The sequence below is a fragment of the Pantoea sp. Ae19-2 genome (assembly GCF_059801205.1).
In genome coordinates this window covers 1,678,314-1,699,219 of record NZ_JBCHWE010000001.1, presented here as the reverse complement: position 1 = coordinate 1,699,219, position 20,906 = coordinate 1,678,314, and the positions used below count along the sequence as shown (strand labels likewise).

Here is a 20,906-nt window from a genome sequence, read left to right as displayed (position 1 = left end):
CTGTAAGGTTTTATTGATGCTCTCATCGTTTAAATCTGTTTAAAATGCCGTCAGGCCCAATTAGTGATTAGGTTTGAACCTAATGATCAACAGCGAAGATTTACGTTTTTTTCAGGTCATTGCCCTGCATCCGACGCTGGCGGCGGCGGCGCGCCATCTGGATATCACGCCGCCTTCCGTGACGCAGCGCCTGCAAAGTATTGAACAAAAGATCGGGGTGAAGCTGATCCTGCGTCCGGCAAAACGCATCATTCTGACCGATGAAGGCGAAGCTCTGCTGGGTCGCGCCCGGGTGATTTTGCATGAGATAGACCAGTTGCAGGATGTAATCGATCAGACGCGAAACCGCATCAGCGGAACGCTGAGAGTGCTGGCCCCGTTGGGCTTTGGTTCCGAACACATTGCCCCGCTGCTGGCGGAGTACGCCGACAGCCATGCCGATCTCAGTATCGATCTCACCCTCTCCGATAACCCCGACTGGATGCAGGCCGATAAGTGGGATGTGGTGATCTATATCGGCCATCTGCGCGACTCCACGCTCTACAGCACCCGGCTCGCCGCCAATCCGCGTTTACTCTGCGCCTCGCCGGCTTATCTGCAGCAGCAGGGTACGCCGACGCATCCTGATGCGCTGCAGCACCATCACTGTCTGGTGATCCGGGAAAATGCGGAAGATGTGACGCGCTGGACATTCAGCCACAACGGGGACGAAACGACCCTAAGGATTACGCCACGTCTCGCCAGCAATGATGGTCGTATCATTAAAAAATGGGCGCTGAGCGGTAAAGGGATTATGGTGCGCTCCGCCTGGGATGTCAGCCGCGAGATCCGCCAGGGCCTTCTTGTTCCCTTGCTGCCCGCGTTTACCCTGCCGTCTGCCGATATCGTCGCCCTGACCAGCCTGCAGGAAAAAAAGCGGCTTCCCCGCACTCAGGGCTTTATCGACCTGATGAAACACACCTTCAGCGCACCGCCGTGGGAGATCGATTAGGCCTCCCTGGTGTTGCACCGGCTGAACAGGCGTTGCTTACGATAAAAATTCGTGCTCTGTGACCTTCTCAAGCCAGGTCACCGGACTGCCGTTAAGGGATTCCGCGATGGCAATATGCGTCATTGCATGACGGGCGGTGGCGCCGTGCCAGTGACGAACATCCTCCGGTATCCAGACGATATCGCCCTGATTGATCGTCTGCTTCTCTTCGCCTTCACACTGAATCCATCCCTGACCGGCGGTGACGATCAGCGTCTGCCCCAGTGGATGCGTATGCCAGGCCGTACGGGCACCGGGCTCAAAGGTGACGATAGCGCCGCCAACCCGTGCCGGCGCCGCTGTGCTGAAAGGGGAATCAATGCGGACCTGACCGGTAAAATACGCCTCAGGACCTTTCGCTGAGGGAACGGCGGCATTTTTGATGATTTTCATTATCGGCTTACCTTTGATGTCGTGTGACAGAGGACAGGGACGGACGTCTCTCATTCTGGCCGCTGCTTGCCTGTGCGCACATGGCCGAAAAACACGCGCAGGCTGATGAATTGGGCAGGCTACGCGCAGGGTTAAAAATATTTAATTTTTTCTGCATCCACTTTAGTCCCCCTACTCGTATATCTCATTGAAAGCCACTTACTCCACGCTCTAATGAGGATTTACGATGAAAAAGCTAATCGCTGTGACCGTTGTATCAAGTGCATTACTGTTTACCACTGCCTCTCTTGCCGCTATGGAGTCGGGTTCTGTCATGGTAGGCGGTGCCGCCATGTTCCCGCAAAAAAATATTGTTGAAAATGCGGTTAACTCAAAAGATCACACCACCCTGGTGGCTGCGGTAAAAGCAGCCGGTTTGGTTGATACCTTACAAGGTAAAGGCCCTTTTACCGTGTTTGCTCCAACTAACGCGGCGTTCGCTAAGCTCCCTGCAGGCACCGTAGACAGTCTGCTCAAACCGGAAAATAAAGCGAAACTGACCAGCGTACTCACCTATCACGTGGTTGCCGGTAAGTACGATATGAAGGCGCTGGAAGCTAAAATCAAACAAGGTGGCGGTCATGCCGAGCTGAAGACCGTTAACGGTCAGCCGTTATGGATCATGAACAATGGCCCCCACAATATTCAGCTGAAAGATGGCCAGGGCAACGTCGCGAATATCAGTACCTATGACGTCAACCAAAAAAATGGCGTGATAGATGTGATTGATACCGTATTAATGCCGAAGTAATAATTTATACTCGAACGGAAACAGATCATTCGGGACGCTTATGGACAAGGTGCAGGCAGTGGAGCAGGTGAAATTGATGCAGGCAATCGCCGACGGCGATCGTCAGGCATTTGAACAACTTTACCGGCTGACATCGCCTCACCTTTTTGCTATCGCGTTGCGCATGTTGCAGCATCGCCCCTGGGCTGAGGAGGTGCTGCATGATTGCTACATCACCATCTGGAGCAAGGCGGAAACCTATAATGCCGCGCTGAGCTCCCCGTTGACCTGGATGACCCACATTGTTCGTAATCGGTGTATCGACTGGCTCCGCAGCGGACAGGCACGCCTTGCCAGCGCGGAAGAAGCCCATAACGATGACCTACTGGCCGCTGAACATGACGAACTGCATAACAGACAGGATGATGCACAAGCCGCACGCTTACAGCGCTGTCTGGGAAACCTCAGCAGTGAGCAGCGCCAGAGCATCACGCTGGCCTACTATCAGGGCATGTCCCACGGCGATATTGCTCACTGGCTCCAGCAGCCGGTTGGATCGGTGAAAAGCTGGATCCGCCGGGCGATGGCGCACCTTCGGGAGTGTGTCGGACTATGAATAAACGCCAACGTGACGACGCGCTCTCTGCGGAATACGCGCTGGGTACGCTGCGCGGCAATGCGCGGTTACGCTTTCAGAAGCGTCTGCAGAGTGAGCCGGAACTGACTGAGCGGGTAGCCAAATGGCAAACCCTGCTTGCCGGACTGGATCGCAGTCTGATGCCTCAGATTCCACCGGAATACGTCTGGAAAAAAATTACGCTAAGTCTGCCGACAAAGATAACGCCGCGCGTCAGGCGCGGTTATGTAGGCTGGCTGGTTGCCGCAGCCCTTGCCGCGCTGACGCTGGTGTCGTATCAGGTTATCAGAACGCCCGACTTTACCCCGCTGACCGTAATGCGGGGCGCGGAGCAACAGGGGCAATGGGTGGTCAGTGCAGATAAGGCGTTGACGCAGCTACGTGTAACACCGTTGCAGCCGGTCGCTATTGGCGCAAACAACAGCCTGCAACTGTGGCTCATCCCTGCCGGTCAACAGCCCGTTTCCTTGGGGCTGCTGAATGCCCAGGAGACGACTCAGCTCAAACTTGCCGCGCGTGATACGCTGAAAAACGCGGTGATTGCGGTCAGCCTTGAGCCCCAGGGCGGTTCACCCACCGGGCAGCCTACCGGCCCGGTGCTTTACAGTGGCAGGACAGGATAACGCCATTCGGGCGGCGGGTTGAGCGGGTGGGACGATGGCATGCCTATATCCCGTGTTACCGCTCCACCCGCCGCACAACCCTAAAAACGTTGCCAGTTATCTTCCTGCTTAGCATAGGCCGCACGAGCCTGAACAAAGGCGGAAGAAACCCGTGCGAGGCTGGATTGGGCAACAGGCGCGGCATCGGTCAGCACGAACGTGGCGACGAGCTGATTCAGTGCTGAGGCCTGATCCATGAGCGATCGGGATGCCGATGAGGCTTCCTCCACCAGCGCCGCATTCTGCTGTGTTACGTCATCCATCTGATTGACGGCCTGATGCACCTGACCAATCCCCAATGACTGCTCCTGAGACGCGACGGCAATTTCGTCAACGAGGTCGGTTACCTGTCGCACCGCGTCCTTCATTCGTCCGATATTGTCACCCACCTGTTCAGCCTGATTAACGCCGGTTTCCACATAGCGCATCGAGGATTCGATAAGTTCTTTAATCTCGCGCGCTGAAGCCGAAGAACGCTGCGCCAGGTTACGCACCTCACCGGCGACAACGGCAAAACCTCGTCCCTGCTCGCCGGCCCGGGCGGCTTCAACGGCAGCGTTGAGCGCCAGAATATTGGTCTGGAAAGCCACGCCTTCGATCAGGCTAATAATGGCGGTGATTTTTTCAGAACTCTGTTTAATGTCGGTCATGGTGCCGAGCATGGTGTGAACTTTCGTGGCGCTGTCGTCTGAAATGTCCCGGGCGTTTTTCGACAGCTGGCTGGCCAGTCGGGTGTTTTCAGCCGTCTGGCGCACGGTTTCACTCAGCTCTGACATACTGGCAGCCGTCTGTTCCAGCGAGGCCGCCTGCTGCTCGGTGCGTGAAGAGAGATCTTCGTTGCCGGCCGAAATTTGCGAGGTGGCAGAACTGACAGAATGGGCCGAACGTTCAACGGACGACAGCGAGTGGGCCACATTCCCGATAAGTTTGTTAAACGCTTTGGCCGTAAGACCAATTTCATCCTGACGGGAGTCATCCGCACGCAGGGTAAGATCCAGCCGCTCGCTGGCACGTTCCATGGTGATTCGCATACCGTTAAGGTGCCTGCGGATCCCCAGAATCGTTCTGACGGAGAACGCGCCCAGCAGCAGAATGATGGCGGCCGAACCGGCAATTAACCACACCAGCGTTTGCCGGTAAACCCGGTTGTTATCTTTTTCAAATGCCGCCCCTACCTCCACATTAAACTGTAACTGTTTCTGGTAACTTTCAATTAAATCGCGAATAGACTGCCCGACCCCGCTATTGCCCTGCAGATCGGCCAGCGCAGCGTCGTCATGCAGACGGGAATTCGCCATAAAACCGGGCAAACGGTCTTCCATCTGCTTAATCAGCGCTAAGGCATGCTGACTCAGCCTGATGTCCTGATCGTTAGTGGTTTCATTTTTCAAATAAAATTCAGTCAGCGCTTTAACGGTATCCAGCCGCGTTGTTATTTCCTTTTCGAACTCGGCCTGTTTGCCTTGATCTTTTGCACTCAAATGTCGGTAAAGCGAGACGTTAAGCCGGTTACTGCCATTGACCATTTTATCCAGGTCAACCAGTGAAGGCAGCGTATTGGTTTGTACGTATTGAAAGCGCGACTGGAAGCCGCTCAATACCATGATGACGATCACCACCATGGCAATCATCGATGCCGAGAGCAGTGAAAACGTCAGGAAAAGCCGCTGAGTAATAGTCATATTAAATTCCCCGAATACTATGTTCGTTATTCATTACGTTATGCTGAAGCGCGCTAGCCATAAAGATATCGACAGGGCGTGAATGAGCATTAATGCGCTGAATAGTAAATCCGCTGAATAATGGGGGCGGACGCGGCATTACCGTTAAAAAGCATTAGCCCGTTGAATGCATAAATAAAGATGCAGGGTTTTATGACTCAGGAAATACAAATGGAATTAATGGGTGGAGGAAAGTCAATTTTTATTTAAGAGGAGGGAAATAATCTTTATTCAAAATGGCGCGCGCGTTTAATTAATAAAATTTCGCTTAAAGCCAGCTTAAAATTGTGCCTGAATATACCGGCTGCGCCGTTGTTTAATGCCGCCGTTTTTGAAATAAATTAACGCTGCAACAAACGCGAACGAATTAATCATAAGTAAGGACTATTTTAAAAATTTTTTTATTTTTTTGTTAACGCCGGGACGTTCTTCTCCGTTCGTTCGGGCCGGGCGTTAAAAACCCGCATAGCGCTGGCTTCCCTGTCTCCGCCGCGACACAGCCTTGTCATTCGCCGCATTCACGCCGCGGGTCGGCATGGCTGACAAAGCAAAAGACATAATTTGGCTTAATGCAACACGCTGACTAAACCGGTTTTAAACAGCCTGGTCGTGACGGCGGATTTACGCCACTTCTCGCGCGAAATAACTGCTGAGTTAATCGACAGTCGTGTAAAAATGTCGTAAAAAAAAGGTACAAACCTGTAAAAATGCAGTTCATAACTTAACCACCTACTCCCTAACTCACGCTAAACCGCGTAATCTCGTGCTGATCGCTGACCGGATAACCTTTCCGGCGAAGGTGGATAATTACGTGAAGCAAAACAGGATATTAAATGGCGCAGTCTGAAAAACAGTCTCTTCCTGCAGGCATGCTGGCGGCAGCGGGGATCGTATTTGGTGATATCGGCACCAGCCCGCTCTATACCTTAAAAGAGTGTCTGTCTATTCTTCCCTCTGGGGCGGTGACCGAAGAGGCGGTCATGGGGTTTCTGTCTCTGATATTCTGGGGACTGACGCTGATTGTGACGGTGAAATACGTCATCTTTATCATGCGTGCAGATCATGATGGCGAAGGCGGAATACTGACGCTGATGTCCCTGGCCCGGCAAAATGTCGGCGCGCGGCTCAGCCGCATCATCGTACTGGCAGGCCTCACAGGAGGAGCCTTCTTTTACGGTGACGGCATTATCACCCCGGCAATCTCGGTGCTTTCCGCCGTTGAGGGGATTGAAGTCGTGGCCCCGGCGCTGGATCGCTTTATTGTGCCGCTGGCCATGGTCATACTGGCGGTACTCTTTGTGATCCAGAAGCACGGCACCGAGCGCGTCAGCCGCGTTTTTGGCCCGATCATGCTGGTGTGGTTTATTACCCTGGCGATACTCGGTGTGCGCGGCATCGCCATGAATCCGCACGTTTTACATGCGCTCAATCCGGCCTTTGCCCTGACCTTTTTGCTTCATCATGAAGCCCTGTCATTTGCCGCGCTCGGCATGGTGGTGCTGGCCGTCACCGGTGCTGAAGCCCTGTATGCGGATATGGGACATCTGGGCAAAACCCCCATCAGGCTGGCCTGGTTGATCATTGCCCTGCCCGCTCTGGTGCTGAACTATTTTGGTCAGGGCGCCCTGGTGCTTGCCGAACCCAGCGCGGTGCAAAATCCGTTTTATATTCTCGCGCCCGTCTGGGCACAGATCCCGCTGATTGTCCTGTCAACCCTGGCCACGGTCATTGCTGCCCAGTCAATCATCAGCGGCGTTTACACGCTGACGCATCAGGCCATTCGCCAGGGGTTTCTGCCGCCGATGCGAGTGATCTTTACGTCTGCTACGGAATCAGGACAAATCTACATCCCGGTCGTAAACTGGCTGCTGTTTGCGGCGGTAACTGTCGTCATCCTGGCTTTCCGCCAGTCCTCAGCGCTCTCATCCGCTTACGGTATCGTGGTGACGGGCACGATGGTGCTGACGGCCTGTCTGGCCGGTATTGTGGCCTTTAAAAACTGGAAGTGGCCATTGCCGGTGGCGTTGGTTTTTCTGCTCTGCATGCTGTTAATTGATGTGCCGCTGTTTGCCGCCAATCTGATGAAGCTCCTGTCTGGCGGCTGGGTGCCGGTGCTGCTGGCGATGACCATGCTGGTGCTGATGCTTATCTGGAGCAGTGAGCGTTCCCGGCTTATCCGCCGTCTCACTGACGATCCGGTGCGGCTGAAAGCGCTGATTAGCTCCCTGGAAGCCTCTCCGCCGATGCGGGTGGGGGGAACGGCTATCTTTCTGACGCGTAAAGAGTATGAAATTCCGCAGGCGCTGCTGCATAACCTGAAACATAACCGGGTACTGCATGAGCGCACTGTCTTACTGCATATCAAAACGGTCGATCTGCCCCGCGTACACAATCAGCAGCGCATTGCGTTGCGCCAGATGTCCCCGTCGTTCTGGCAGGTGACGGCCACCTATGGCTGGCATGAGCGTCCGTCGATGCAGGATGTCCTGCATCTTTGTGGGCTGGAAGGCTTTGGCTGTACGTTAAATGAAGCGTCGTTTTTTACCTCGCACGACACGCTGGTGATGAAAAAGCGCCGTGGTCTGGCCCATGCCAAAGGCGTTATCTTCCACTTCTTCCAGCGCAATGCACTACGCGCGCATGAGCAGTTCAGAATCCCGGCTAACCGGGTGATCGAACTGGGCGGGCAAAAAGAGTTCTGATAAGGGCATTTGCGGCAGAGCGCGTCACGGGCTCTGCCGTTTTCTTTTGTCAGGAAGCCCGCATGTTCCCCGCTCGCGTTCAGCACCCTTTCACCGCCCGTCATAACGGCCTTCTTCACGCGTCTCCCGGATCTCGTCAGGCTTTGCCGGGCAAAATGTATGCCCATACAGGCATAACGGGACAGCAGGCGCGGCTGTGGCGCAAGTACCGCCTGCCGCGGGCTATCGCGTTCAATAGTGCCCGATGAACTCAACGCTGACTTGCAGAACGGCCCTCATCAGCGCACCAAACGCAGGATGCTGAAGAAAAATCTGTAGGCTGCGGGATCCCGTCTGGTGTCTTTGACCTTAACCCGTCACAATACCAGCCGGGATACCCTGTTTTACCTGTGCCACCAACGCTTCATCCCTGTCACCTCCCCAGAGGTTGCAGGATGAAAAAAGGAGCAAACCATGTCTGATGCGACATCGGCTCAGTGCCACTGTGGCGCTGTAGCGTTTAACGTAAAACTGCTGGATGGCCTGAACACGGCCCGGCGCTGTAACTGCTCTTTCTGCCGTATGCGCGGCGCGGTCGTGGTGTTTGCGCCCGTCTCGGGGCTTGAGGTGGTGAAAGGCAAAGAGACGCTAAGCGAGTACCGTTTTAATTCGGGTGAGGCAGTCCACTACTTCTGTTCCATTTGTGGCATCTACACGTTTCATCAAAGCCGGTCCAATCCTGAACAGTATGGCGTGAATGCCGCCTGTCTGACGGGCGTTTCGCCTTTCGATTTCGCCTCCGTGCCCGTCACCGATGGCAATAATCATCCCCGGGATGGCGGCAAAGGCGGCGTAGTCGGCCATCTTAACTATGTTGAAGTAAAATCCTGACGATGCAGTAAAACCCTGACGCCGGGCACCAGAAGGCCATTAACCTCAGATCGCCTGGCGCACCCTTTCCAGCATCATCATTGCGTGGCTGAAAACCGCATCGGCGAGCGTCAGGGGATAATCATCGGGCAGGCTGTCCCGCACCTTAACAATCGCGGCAGGCAAGCCCGGAACAAAGGCCGCGAGTATCTGCCGCATCGCTGCCTGACTGAACCCCACGCTCCCCGCAAGGGCAAGAAAATGCGCGGGCCGAATCGCGTCAATGTGATGCTGTTTGCCCTCAGGGCCTGTCACGCCCATCGCCAGCTGGAAATCCCGTCTGTCTGTTGTGCGCAGAGAAAGGCCCGGGCAGGCGGAAAGAAGATGCTTAAAAGGCGCGAGCCGGAAGCTGCCACCGCGAGCAATCAGCAGCGAGAGATGTTTAGCGTTGACGCGCGTGATGCCCGTCAGCCACTGAAATACCAGACAGCGCATCAGATCATCACGGTCTTTCATGGCGGAGCTTGAGCCCATCAGCAAGGCCATGATGTCATCAATTCCCGGACCGCCCTGCTGCTCATCGCGGCCAGAGAGCGGCACGCCGAGCGCCTGACACACGTCTTCTTCGGGAAGATGATAAAGGTGTTGTCCGTCGTGACGCCAACGGCGATCGTATCGTTCTGTTCTCAATTTACGGATGCCGTTCTCATGAACTAACACGGCATCCGGCACCGGGATAGTCAGCTCCCGGGCCAGGGACAGACACAGATACGCATTATCGATATCGAACTGCTGTGCCTCATCGGCGGGGCTGAAGATGCTGTTCGTTGCCTGGTCCGGCGCGACGGGCTGCCGCTTTGCCGGCAGCAGACTGAGCGCCCCGGGCAATGTGTGTCCCACTTTCTGCAATGCAGCAAACACCTCACAGGATTTTATCGGGTGAGTCGGGTAAAAATCCTTTTCGATCAACGTGCTGGGAAAGAGAAGGTTTTCGAAAAAGTACACGACTTTCTCAGAATGCATCGCGGCGCGCTGTAAGGGCAATGAAAGCGAGAGAGGTCTGGCAAGCGGATGCTGAAGCCAGTTGGCGTCATACTGGAAATGCAGCGCGCCGTTGTGATGCAGCGTCAGCGTTCCCGTACGCTCGCCGTTTATCCAGGCAATGAGCTTTGCCATTACCAGGCATCCTCAGCCGGGGCTGAGGATGCGCTGTTTTCATGAAGCGACAGAGCAAGATCGAGCGCCTGTAAGATTTTGAACAACGTTGCCAGTGAGGTTGTATCCGGGGCATTTTCGAAGTGAGACAGGGTTGCCTGTTTCAGGCCCACTTTTTTCGCCAGTTCGACCTGGGTCCAGCCGTTTTGCTGCCGCAGTAGCCTGACCTGATTTGCCAACTGGCGGGGACTGTAAATCATGCGGTATGCTCCCTGATAAGTGAGGATTTATCCCCGTTAGAGGATATTATCAGACTTGCTGCTCTTTCGCCTGATAACTTAATTACCCCCGATAGCGGATATTTTGGAGGTAAAATGACCAAATGTAACTTTCTTCTGGCCGTCACGCGGTCTTACACCGAGAACGATAAGCAGGATTTACTGGCCGGGCTGCGCGCCTATAACAACGCGTTCATCGATACTTCGACATGGGGGCCGCTGGCGGTATTTTGTCGTGATCCGCAGGGAAAATTGCTGGGCGGACTGATTGGTAGCCAAAAAGGGCACTGGCTTTGTATTGAGTTTCTCTGGGTGAGTGAATCCGTGCGCGGTTCAGGCCTTGGCCAGCAGCTGGTTCATGCAGCCGAACAGGATGCTGTCACGGCGGGTTGCCACAGTGCTCTGGTGGATACCTTTAGTTTCCAGGCACTTCCCTTCTACCAGAAGCAGGGTTATGCCCGACAGATGTCGTTAACGGATTTCCCTCAACCGGGCATGCAACGTCATTATCTGACGAAAGCGTTAAGCGCAGCGCGCTGATCTTCACGCTGCAAAAACGCAAGGGTTGCCCCTGTCCATCTCTCAATGGACAGGGTTAAGGCATCAGATGATATTGACCTTGCAGTCGCTTAACATGCGCCAGTGGCAAGGCAGAACACGCGTTTCGCCTCTTACTGTTACCGTGCTGACGCCATGAATATCGCGACAGGACGACCCGACCTGCAGCTCAAACTCGCCCGGCTCAACAATGCGCTTGCCATCGCGACGGGTAAAGTTGAGCATATCGACGGGGAGCGTAAAGCACAGCTCAGCCGTTTCACCCGGTTGTAACGTGACGCGCTGAAAAGCTTTGAGCTCCTGAAGCGGGCGCACCATGCTGGCGACCTTGTCCCGGATATAAAGCTGAACCACTTCACTGCCCTGCCGTTGGCCGCTATTGGTTAGCGTCATTCTGAGGCGGATTTCGCCGTCAATAGCGACGCTGTCCTGCTCGGACTGGAGCGTCCCCCAACTAAACGTTGTCCCGCTCAGACCGTAGCCAAACGGATAGCGTGCGCCAAAATGGAAGGCGATTGGCGTGCCGCCGCTTTTCAGTTTGTGGTTGTAATAGAACGGCATCGCACCGACGTTCTTCGGAACGCTCACCACCAGGCGGCCCTGCGGCTCTGCGCGGCCGGTGAGGATATCTGCTATCGCCCAGCCGCCCTCCTGTCCCGGTGCCCAGGCCAGCAGAAAGGCGGCGACCTTGTTCTCCAGGCCCTGCAGGTTATAAGGTCGCCCACCGGTCATGACCACGATCACCGGTTTTCCGGTGTCCACAAGGGCCTCCAGCAATAACTGCTGCACGCCTGGCAGATTCAGGCTGTCGGTATCAGAACCTTCTCCTACGGTGCCGCTCTGGAACAGGCCCGCCAGATCGCCTACGCAGGCAACAACGACATCGCTTTCTTGTGCCACGAGAACCGCCTCCGCAATCAGATGCGTATCCTGTGAAACAGGCGACTGCTGCACAGGTTTCGCCCCACTGTCTCCGGGGAAAACGGGAGCGCCTGCCGCGCGTTTCTCAATAATATGGCAGCCTTTGGCATAGCTGACGTTTTGCTGCCCTAGCGTATGGCGCAGCGCGGCGAGCGGCGTCGTTACCTGCGAGGTTTCCTCCAGCATATCGCTAATGATAAGGTGAACAGGAAAACTGTAGCCACTCAGTAGCGCGAGTGGATCGTCTGCACAGGGGCCCACAACCGCAACGCGACTGGTTTGTTGCAACGGCAGAATGCCGTTGTTTTCCAGTAGCGTGATCGACCGCGTGGCAACCTCCCGGGCGACCTGACGGGTTTCCTCGTCCTGCAGTGAAATCGTCTCTTCATTAATGTAGGGCTGCTCGAACAGGCCCAGACGAAACTTTTCGGTTAAGATGCGGCCAACAATTTCATCCACCTTCTCCATCGACAGCAGATTACGTGATACGGCGTCCGCCAGATGGCGAGCGCAGTCATCTTTTGGCAGTTCGACGTCCAGCCCGGCGTTAAAAGCCAGCGCGGCAGATTCTGCCGCATCCTGCGCCACGCCATGATGCTGATGAAGCAGGCTGACGCCGCCGTAGTCAGCGACGACAATGCCGTCGAATCCCCACTGCTCCCGCAAGACCTCCGTCAGTAAAAAACGATCGCTGTGGCCGGGTTGATTATCGATGTCATGGTATGCCGGCATGACTGAACCCGCATTCGCCAGCTTGACCGCCATTTCAAACGGCAGTAAGAAGATATCGTTTAACTCGCTGAAACCCAGGTGTACCGGCGCGTGATTACGGGCGCCCTCACTGAATGAGTGGCCGACGTAATGCTTCAGCGTGGCTAACAGATCGCGCGTGTCGCTCTGCAGCCCCTCGACGTAGGCGGTGGCCATGACGCCCACCAGCCAGGGATCTTCCCCGAAGGTTTCTTCTGTCCGCCCCCAGCGGACATCGCGGGACACATCCAGTACCGGCGCCAGCCCCTGCTTACAGCCAACAGAACGCGCCTCTGTGCCAATGCGCTGTGCCGCCCGCCTGATGAGTTCAGGATCCCAGGTCGATCCATAGTTGAGCGATGAGGGAAACAACGTGGCGCCTTTGCAGAGCAAACCGACCAGGCACTCTTCATGCAGCAGCGCCGGGATGCCCAGGCGTGAGCCTTCAGTCACGTCGCGCTGCAGGCGATTCGCCGCCCGGACGCCAGTCAGCGCGTCAACGATATGCGTTCCCAGCGGACGGGTAATCTGACCTATACCGCGGGTTAATCTTTCTTTCAGTGCTGTCTGGGCACTGACGCCAGTAAACTCATCGCTTAAATCTGTGCGTTCCTGGTGATTGCCCTCTTCATCCAGAATGAGCCAGTAAGCATGCATCTGCGCGAACTTTTCTTCCGCCGTCATGCGCGGCAGCAGATCCGCGACGCGTTCAGCGACCGGACGATGAGGATCCTTATAGATTGCAGTCATGTTTCACTCCTTTATGCAGATTTCAGATAGTCTTGCTGGCGTCCATTTTCTCTTCAGCGGCGCGCTTCGCAGCCAGCTCAAGGGCGATAGCATTCACCCGCGCGCTGTTCAGTTTGTAGAGAAAAAGCAGTAGCAACATGCAGGTAAACAGAACGCCGGGAATAATGTTGTGCATCAGGTTGATGGTGGTGATGACGCGAGGTGTTTGTGCGGCCACGCCGGGCTGGTAATGAACCAGTCCCAGAATCCAGCCCACGACAGCCCCGCCCATGGCAAGGCCAAATTTGATGGCAAACAGCGCCGTTGAAAATACGAGGCCGTCCAGTCGTCTTCCGCTGCGCTGTTCTTCAAAGTCCACCACATCCGAGAACATGTTCCATTGAATGGGCGTGGTCAGGTTCTGAACAAAACCAAAAACAATATTCACGGCAATGATCAGCCAGACCTGAGAAGGCGGAATAAAATAAATCGTGGTGACAAAAAAAACAAAACTGGCAAGGCAAATCTGATAAGTGCGGACGCGATCAAATTTTCCCAATAACCGCTCTGAAAAAAAGGCCCCGCACAATGCCGCTATCATGCCGGTAATTATAAAAGTGAATACGAGGTCAGGACGCAATAAAACGTAGTTCATGTAATAAATGGTGGAGGAGCCACGGGTTACCACTGCCGTGAGCAGCAGGATGTTAAAAATAACAATGATGCACCACTGGCTGTTTTTACTCAGCGCCTTGAGGTCGGACCACATCGAGTTTGCGCTGTCACTGCGGGGTAAATAACGTTCCCGGGTCATAAAGAAGCAGCAGTAGATTAAAACCACCCCTAAGAACCCCATGAAGCCCATGGCAAAGAGGTAGCCTTTTGCCTTGTCACCCTGACCTAACAGATCCACCAGCGGCAGCCCGATGACGGTCACCACCAGCCCGCCGATAAACGCGCAGGCAAACCGCCAGGATTGCAAAGAATGGCGTTCGCGAGGATCGAGCGTCAGTGCACCGGGCATGGCGCAGTAAGGGACGTTTACCGCAGAGTAAATAAAGCTGAGAATCGTGTAAGTGACACAGGCATAGACGATCTTCGCCGTGGGGCCGACATCCGGAATATAAAAGGTAATGAGACAACTGACGCCAAACGGAATCGCAAACCACATCAGCCAGGGCCGAAAACGACCGTGCTTGGTTCGAGTGCGATCGACCAGCGCGCCGATACAGGGATCGACAAAGGCATCGGCCAGACGAACCACCAAAAACATCGTCCCCATAATGGCTGCCGGTAACCCAAACACATCTGTGTAAAAGTAGGCGAGGAACAAGGTGGCGGTTTGCCACACCATTGAACTGGCGGCATCACCGATGCCGTAACCCATTTTATCTTTTGTCGTGAGCACAGAGGATACAGAGGATATAGTCATTGTTATGAGCCTTATAATTAGGTGAAAAACCTGTTCAGTCAGCTTTCCACGCGCTGCCTGTACAGGCAGGCCAGGCTCAAGTATTAGTAGTCTGGAGGAGTAGCAACAATTCCAGAAATTAACAGCCAATTTATGATATTTAGTTTTTTTGCGGGTTTGTGATGCAGTGCATATTGATAACTTATCGATCAATACATTTTTGACGAAATATTTTTGACACCAGGTGGGGTTACTTTGTTATAAGCCTGTAATGTTCTCATATAAAATCGCTATGACATGGCGAATATGCACGCTTGAAATAGTACAGCCTTGTTACTATTTGTATTGTTTTCTGTTGCGTTATGGCAAATAATATCTCTTCAGGGAGAATTTTACCGCCCGAGATGCGTTATCCTGCCCACTGAACGACTGAGCAGCCCTATTTTCAGATGAATAAAATGTTATTTAGCTGAACGTCAGAGTGAAAAGTTAGTAAAATCAGTACAGGATAGCCGTGAGGGCTGCAGTAACTTTTAGAGGAAATGGAATGCTTGAACTGTTTGACGTCAGTTATGAAGAGCTGCAAACCACACGTTCAGAAGAACTTTATAAGCTCAGAAAAAAAACTTTTAGCGACCGCCTGGGATGGGAAGTCGTGTGCAGTCAGGGCATGGAGTCGGATGAGTTTGATGGCCCAGGGACGCGTTATATTCTGGGTATCTGCGAAGGGCAGTTAGTGTGCAGTGTCCGCTTTACCTGCCTGGATCGCCCCAATATGATTACCCACACCTTTCGTCACTGTTTTGACGACGTTCCCCTGCCCACTTACGGCACCGAGTCCAGCCGTTTTTTTGTTGATAAAGCCCGCGCGCGCGAACTGCTGGGTGAGCACTATCCTGTCAGCCAGGTACTGTTTTTAGCCATGGTTAACTGGGCGCAGAATAATGCTTATACGCATATCTACACAATAGTCAGCCGGGCAATGCTGAAAATACTGAAACGGTCCGGATGGCAAATCAGCGTGGTCAAAGAAGCTTTTCTGACGGAAAAAGAGCGTATTTATCTGCTGACGCTGCCAGCCGGGGAAGCCGATAAACAGCAGTTGGGTGGGGATATTGTCGCACGTACGGGCTGCGCGCCCGTCGCCGTAACTACCTGGCCGCTGACGCTGCCGGTCTGATAAGATCTAACTCAACACCCAGTCTGATAGCCTGTCGGGCGTTACTGACGCCCAGTTTAACCACCACATTTTTGATGTGAAATTTTACAGTGCTGACAGAAATACCGGTAATGGCGGCAATCTCAGAGTAGGTTTTCCCCATACTCGCCCAGTACAACACTTCATTCTCACGCGAAGAAAAGATGGTTTTATCGGCGTTTTGATTCACCGTCGGTGCTCTTTCCGCTTCTGCGCCAGCCAGTCGATACATCTGCTCATTAAAATCGATCAGCAACATCTGCATCGTGCCCTGCTCTGAGGCAAGACGCTGTTCCAGTGCGGCCTGGTCGTTGCCTTTAATGATGACCGATAGCAACGCCAGGTTGTTCATATGGTCGTGGAGCACGTAGGTAAAGCCATTAACGATGTTGTATTGCTTCGATAATGAGAAAATTTTAGTAAACCGGAGATCGGACATCAAAGTGATGTTCTCGTCCCAGGCAAAGGGTGAGGTGCGTTTAAAGGCGGTAAGGATAACCGGATCGGTTAACTGAAAATTATTGGCGCGGTATAACCTAACCCATTCGTCAGGATAACTGGAAATAATCAGAACATTTGAAGGATTTTTTTTGCTCACAACAGTGTAAGCGTACTCAGGACTGCCAAACGAAGATAACTTTCTCTGTATGTAAGTCTGAAGCGTATCCGTTATTGTTTGATTTTCAAGAAAAAAAGAAAACATTCAGGCTCCATGCTGCTTCTTTTACTTAACGATGACATAACCTGCACTTTAGTACAGGTAAGATAATACTTAAGAATAACTTACAATGATTCAGCCAGAGGTTACAATGGGTTCAGTTGTTTAGCGGTAAAAAAAAACCTGACCTGCAAGGCCAGGTCGCTGAAACAGCCAACACCAGGGAAAAACTTTCCGGCCAGACTTCACAAAATATAAAGTGATGCTGGCCGGGACACTCAGAGTAACATCCCAGAAACATTTGTACAAACATTTACCTTCGCTTTCCCACACCTGATTGTCCTCCTTTATCATATGCAATGATCTCCCCTCTTCTTTCATGCCATAAGCGCCTTTTATTCAATGCGTTAGCCTTCACCTGTGCGTGTCGCCAGGAAAGAGGATGCGCTCTTTTTGGCCTGATGGCGCTCCCCCTTAAGGAAAAATCAACATATTCTGCTACTTCCGCTGCGCTTATCTGCAATATCGTCGGCAAACCCTCGTCATAAAGCCTGTTTTCATCTGCCAGTACGGATTAAATAAGCATTTGAATGTGACAAATATCACATCTGTGCCAGGCTTAAACTCTCTGACCACCCTGTTCAAGGAGTTCACTATGACGACGTCAAATAACCACATTCAAGACCCGGATCGCTTTCCGAAGCCGCCGTTCAGGCAGCAGCCGCAGCAGGCACCCGGATTAGCCAGTGAGATGGATCCTGCTCCCGATCATGGTGAAAAAAGCTATCGTGGACATGGTCGCCTTACCGGCCGTAAAGCGCTGATCACCGGCGGCGACTCGGGTATTGGCCGTGCGGTTGCAATCGCCTATGCGCGTGAAGGTGCAGATGTGGCCATTAACTATCTGCCGGAAGAAGAGTCCGATGCGGTTGAAGTGATTAAACTGATTGAAGCCGAAGGACGCAAAGCTGTGGCCATCCCCGGCGATCTGCGTTCTGAAACCTTTTGCCAGACGCTGGTTAACGAAGCGGCCGAGAAGCTGGGCGGGCTGGATATTCTTGTCAATAACGCCGGACGTCAGCAGTTTAATGAATCCATCCGTACGCTGAGCACAGAAGATTTCGATGCCACCTTTAAAACCAATGTCTATGCGCCATTCTGGGTAACGAAAGCCGCGCTGGCGTATTTGCCGCGCGGGGCCTGTATCATTAACACCTCTTCCGTGCAGGCCTTTAAACCCAGCGATATCCTGCTGGACTACGCGCAGACTAAAGCCTGCAACGTCGCCTTTACCAAAGCGCTGGCTAAACAGCTCGGCCCGGAAGGGATTCGCGTGAACGCGGTCGCACCGGGTCCGTACTGGACGCCACTGCAGCCGAGCGGCGGCCAGCCGCAGGAGAAAGTGGAACAGTTTGGCGCAGACGCGCCGCTGGGACGCCCCGGCCAACCCGTAGAGATCGCCCCACTCTACGTCACCCTTGCGTCGGACGAGTGCAGCTTTGCCTCCGGGCAGGTATGGTGCTCTGACGGGGGAACCGGAACCTTGTAAGCGTTTTTAATACGCCATGGCCGCACTGCGCGGCCATTTTTTTGCCTGCTTTTCGGCATTACTGTAACGCGTCGAGAATCGCCACGGCCGCCTTAATGCGTTCCGGATTGGGATAGTTTTTATTCGCCAGCATAACGATGCCGCTGTTGAGCTGAGGGACAAAGGCAATGTAGGCCCCAAACCCGTTTGTGGAGCCGGTTTTGTGGATCCAGCTGGCGCGGTCCGCGGCTTTTACCGGGTTCACCAGCGTGGCAGGCTGAGCCTCCAGCGCGGTTTTCGTGTCGCTGGCGTCGATGAGCGTTTGCTCCTTCACCTGCCATGGATAGATTTCCCATCCCAGCCCCTGAGAAAGTTGACCTGCCGTTAAATAGTGCGACTGTGCGGTGAGTATGCCGTTGCGTAAAACCGTATTGCCGGACGATAACCCGTTGGGATTCGCATTGGCCTGCATAAAGGTCATCATGTCGCGCGCGGTGGACTTCACTCCATAGGTTTCTGCCGACAGCATTCCGGGAGAGACGCGCACGGGCTGGCCGTCTTTATAACCCCACGCATAGTCGAACATCATGGACGCCGGAACGGTATAAAAAGTGCGCGTGAGCCGCAACGGTGTAAAGACGTTCTTCTGCATGGCTTCTTCAAACTCGCCCTTTACCATGAGATAACCCAGCAGACCGAGACTGACATTGGAATATTGCCGCTGAATGCCCGGCGCGACACCGGGCTGCCACTGCTGCGCGTAACGGAGTAAGGAATCCTGATCGACCACGCTGGCAGGAAGCTGTAACGGCATGCCACCTGCGCTGTAGGTGGCGAGGTGCACCATCCTGATCGCCTGCCACTGCGGGCCTTTTAGCGCGGGCCAGTACTTTTGTACCGGATCGTTCAGGCGAAGTTCGCTGTTACGTATCATCACGCCAGCCAGTACGCCGGTAAAGGTTTTGCTGACGGAACCAAGTTCGAACAGCGTATTTTCCGTCACACGTCGATCGGTTGCGGTATCCGCTACGCCAAAGTTCAGGTACTGCGGGCGGCCTTTATACAGGACCGCGACGGACATGCCAGGAATCCCCTGCTCCGCCATTAATGGCGTAATCACGTCCTTAACCCGCGAGGCAATCTCCTGTGAGGATAAATCCGTCGCGCTGCTGCTGGCGCTAAGGGCGACGAGTAATGCAGTAAAATATATTTTCATCAGCACTCATTCAGGTGACAGTTCATCAGTTTGCGCGTAAGACTTCGCCCAATCGGGCGGAGATATAAGCGCGCGACCATGATCGCGACATTAACGCGGCCCGTAATAGAAAAGCTGCCGGGCAGACAGTGTTGGCTCACGGAGAGCCTGTAAATTCCAAATCGCTTAACGCGGCTTAGGTTCGGCTCGGTGAAGTGGGAATCCTCGCTCAGGGCGGGGAGCCGTCAATGACACTGAGCAGCGCATGATTGCACGCAAAGCTGCGCCTGGGTACTACAGGCACCGGAATTACGCGTATTACAATGAGATTGCTCAACATAACAGCGAGTCTGACAGCTGGAGAGATCACATTTTGCGGCGATGGGCATCAGTTGAGGAAGCGGCGCGCGCGCCGGAAAGCTGTGTGCGGGTTGTGCCAGTGCGCTGCTGGCCATCAGGCAGGTCAGCAGCAAAGCAAAAAGACATTTCATAACCGATCTCCAGAGATACGCGTCAGTTAAGTATGGTAACTCTGACGCGTAACGTCTGATAAATCTTGTTAAATTGAGAGCGCGGGCGGATGTTCAACACATTCCACAACGCCGCGACGATAAATATCGTTAAGTCGGACGCCGTACTGACGCGGGTCATGCTGCTGTTTAATGCGTAAAATTGACCCTTCTCCCTTTTCCATCAGGCAGGCCGGGTGTGCCAGAATGTCCAGCAGGGTCGATTTTATGCCGTCGATCAGCGCCCGGCGCAGGCGATCTTTATCGGCTTCGCTGTTGACCTGATATTCACGATCGTCATTCAGCTCGCCGCCGATCGTCCAGCCTGCACTGGCCGGGTTGATTTCCGGCAGAGCACGCACATTACTGGTTAACACCGGACAGCCGCTCGCCTGCATCTCCAGCACGGAAAACCCGTAGGTTTCCTGCCAGGTCGGTAACAAACCGAGGTCACTGTTCTGGAACAGTTTCAGGAGTGCCGAGTTTGCCATCTGCGCATGATGGGTGACGAAGCTCAGGCGGGAGATACGATCCTGGATATTTCGGTAAAAAGCCTCGTCGTCCTGGAATTTACGGTGTGCCACGTTATGACGCTTAGTCAAATCGCCGATAAGCTGCACGTCAAGCTGGGATGCATCGATCTGACCCGCTTCGACAAGCTCACTCAGCGCCAGCACAATTTCGGCCCCGCCCTTGCGATAAAACTCATTGCCGACAAAGACCAGACGGATTTTGTCGCTGTGACGTGCGCTTTTCTGCGGGGTAAACAGCGTTTGTGGCGGATGCATCACCAGCGTTTTAGCCCGAATTTTTGCCGCCACATCCGGTTTAAACAGCTTCATCTGGATGTGCAGCGTCGCCTCTGAAATAGCAATCAGACCGAAACAGTTATCTTTGAGCAAATAAGGGATCAGCTGTTTCAGCTCTGGGTTGTCGTGTTTGGCCACGCCTGCTACCGGCAGAACGCGCGGCAGCTCGGTTTCAAACGTCGCGACCCAGTTCATTTGCGTTATTGCCACTTCATTGAACAGATGGAGAATGTCGGGCTTCTGCCCCATTGCAAACGGGACAGGTAAGAAGACGAAACGTTTATTTTTTTTCAGTAAACGCGTACGCAGCGGATTGAGGAAATAGAAAACGTTACGTTTTTTCAGGTTAATGTAGTCGTTTCCCGGATTGACCAAAATATTGCGCTGCTCCGGATAGTGATTATTACTTATGCCGATTTTCATGAAGGGTTCCGAAGTCGTGGT

The 20,906-nt window shown here is 53.8% G+C and carries 18 protein-coding genes; 9 read left to right on the top strand and 9 right to left on the bottom strand.

Annotated features, from left to right (window positions below; genetic code table 11):
- The first annotated feature begins 82 nt into the window (after window positions 1-82).
- Window positions 83-991: a LysR family transcriptional regulator gene (locus AAIE03_RS07840; protein WP_019105195.1), complete on the top strand. Its 909-nt coding sequence runs from the start codon at window positions 83-85 to the stop codon at window positions 989-991.
- A gap of 36 nt (window positions 992-1,027) precedes the next feature.
- Here AAIE03_RS07840 and AAIE03_RS07835 read toward each other — a convergent pair whose 3' ends face one another.
- Entirely contained in the window at window positions 1,028-1,423 is a 396-nt protein-coding gene (locus AAIE03_RS07835; protein ID WP_019105194.1) for a (R)-mandelonitrile lyase, read from the bottom strand.
- 226 nt (window positions 1,424-1,649) lie between these two features.
- Here AAIE03_RS07835 and AAIE03_RS07830 point away from each other — a divergent pair, with 226 nt between their 5' ends.
- From AAIE03_RS07830 to AAIE03_RS07820, 3 genes are read left to right on the top strand one after another with little or no spacing between them, the layout of a single operon-like run.
- A complete protein-coding gene (locus AAIE03_RS07830) occupies window positions 1,650-2,213 on the top strand; it encodes a fasciclin domain-containing protein (protein WP_014593752.1) in 564 nt (187 codons plus the stop codon).
- Window positions 2,214-2,253: 40 nt separating this feature from the next.
- Complete coding sequence (locus AAIE03_RS07825; protein WP_013025822.1) at window positions 2,254-2,808, top strand: RNA polymerase sigma factor; 555 nt, start codon at window positions 2,254-2,256, stop codon at window positions 2,806-2,808.
- Entirely contained in the window at window positions 2,805-3,452 is a 648-nt protein-coding gene (locus AAIE03_RS07820) for an anti-sigma factor (RefSeq protein ID WP_019105193.1), read from the top strand. The genes AAIE03_RS07825 and AAIE03_RS07820 overlap by 4 nt, the downstream gene beginning before the upstream one ends.
- Before the next feature lie 80 nt (window positions 3,453-3,532).
- Here the strand turns inward: AAIE03_RS07820 and AAIE03_RS07815 are convergent, their stop codons facing one another.
- Entirely contained in the window at window positions 3,533-5,173 is a 1,641-nt protein-coding gene (locus AAIE03_RS07815; protein WP_498562920.1) for a methyl-accepting chemotaxis protein, read from the bottom strand.
- 872 nt (window positions 5,174-6,045) lie between these two features.
- Here AAIE03_RS07815 and kup point away from each other — a divergent pair.
- Complete coding sequence (kup, locus tag AAIE03_RS07810; protein WP_013025825.1) at window positions 6,046-7,914, top strand: low affinity potassium transporter Kup; 1,869 nt, start codon at window positions 6,046-6,048, stop codon at window positions 7,912-7,914.
- A 453-nt stretch (window positions 7,915-8,367) separates the two neighbouring features.
- Complete coding sequence (locus AAIE03_RS07805; RefSeq protein WP_013025826.1) at window positions 8,368-8,784, top strand: GFA family protein; 417 nt, start codon at window positions 8,368-8,370, stop codon at window positions 8,782-8,784.
- 45 nt (window positions 8,785-8,829) lie between these two features.
- On the opposite strand, the gene AAIE03_RS07800 is transcribed toward AAIE03_RS07805, so the two are convergent.
- Window positions 8,830-9,939 (bottom strand): HipA domain-containing protein, encoded by a 1,110-nt coding sequence (locus tag AAIE03_RS07800; RefSeq protein WP_498562919.1) that lies wholly within the window; start codon window positions 9,937-9,939, stop codon window positions 8,830-8,832.
- The gene (hipB, locus tag AAIE03_RS07795; protein ID WP_013025828.1) at window positions 9,939-10,178 is read right to left on the bottom strand and encodes a type II toxin-antitoxin system antitoxin HipB; all 240 of its coding nucleotides are present in this window, start codon (window positions 10,176-10,178) and stop codon (window positions 9,939-9,941) included. Before hipB ends, AAIE03_RS07800 begins: the two co-directional genes overlap by 1 nt.
- A 114-nt stretch (window positions 10,179-10,292) precedes the next feature.
- Here hipB and AAIE03_RS07790 point away from each other — a divergent pair, with 114 nt between their 5' ends.
- On the top strand, window positions 10,293-10,736 hold the full coding sequence (locus AAIE03_RS07790; protein WP_151260373.1) for a GNAT family N-acetyltransferase: 444 nt from the start codon (window positions 10,293-10,295) through the stop codon (window positions 10,734-10,736).
- 63 nt (window positions 10,737-10,799) lie between these two features.
- Here the strand turns inward: AAIE03_RS07790 and AAIE03_RS07785 are convergent, their stop codons facing one another.
- Window positions 10,800-13,175, bottom strand: a complete 2,376-nt coding sequence (locus tag AAIE03_RS07785; RefSeq protein ID WP_498562918.1) for a glycoside hydrolase family 3 N-terminal domain-containing protein — start codon at window positions 13,173-13,175, stop codon at window positions 10,800-10,802.
- A 22-nt stretch (window positions 13,176-13,197) separates the two neighbouring features.
- The gene (locus AAIE03_RS07780; protein WP_110015134.1) at window positions 13,198-14,586 is read right to left on the bottom strand and encodes an MFS transporter; all 1,389 of its coding nucleotides are present in this window, start codon (window positions 14,584-14,586) and stop codon (window positions 13,198-13,200) included.
- A 526-nt stretch (window positions 14,587-15,112) separates the two neighbouring features.
- Here AAIE03_RS07780 and AAIE03_RS07775 point away from each other — a divergent pair.
- Complete coding sequence (locus AAIE03_RS07775) at window positions 15,113-15,745, top strand: acyl-homoserine-lactone synthase (RefSeq protein ID WP_498562917.1); 633 nt, start codon at window positions 15,113-15,115, stop codon at window positions 15,743-15,745.
- On the opposite strand, the gene AAIE03_RS07770 is transcribed toward AAIE03_RS07775, so the two are convergent.
- The gene (locus AAIE03_RS07770; RefSeq protein WP_013025833.1) at window positions 15,717-16,466 is read right to left on the bottom strand and encodes a helix-turn-helix transcriptional regulator; all 750 of its coding nucleotides are present in this window, start codon (window positions 16,464-16,466) and stop codon (window positions 15,717-15,719) included. The genes AAIE03_RS07775 and AAIE03_RS07770 overlap by 29 nt on opposite strands.
- A gap of 610 nt (window positions 16,467-17,076) precedes the next feature.
- Here AAIE03_RS07770 and AAIE03_RS07765 point away from each other — a divergent pair.
- Complete coding sequence (locus tag AAIE03_RS07765; RefSeq protein WP_014593760.1) at window positions 17,077-17,970, top strand: SDR family oxidoreductase; 894 nt, start codon at window positions 17,077-17,079, stop codon at window positions 17,968-17,970.
- 58 nt (window positions 17,971-18,028) lie between these two features.
- On the opposite strand, the gene ampC is transcribed toward AAIE03_RS07765, so the two are convergent.
- A complete protein-coding gene (ampC, locus tag AAIE03_RS07760; protein WP_423241587.1) occupies window positions 18,029-19,171 on the bottom strand; it encodes a class C beta-lactamase in 1,143 nt (380 codons plus the stop codon).
- Window positions 19,172-19,703: 532 nt separating this feature from the next.
- Window positions 19,704-20,885 (bottom strand): glycosyltransferase, encoded by a 1,182-nt coding sequence (locus AAIE03_RS07755; protein WP_128392083.1) that lies wholly within the window; start codon window positions 20,883-20,885, stop codon window positions 19,704-19,706.
- Between the last annotated feature and the right edge of the window lie 21 nt (window positions 20,886-20,906).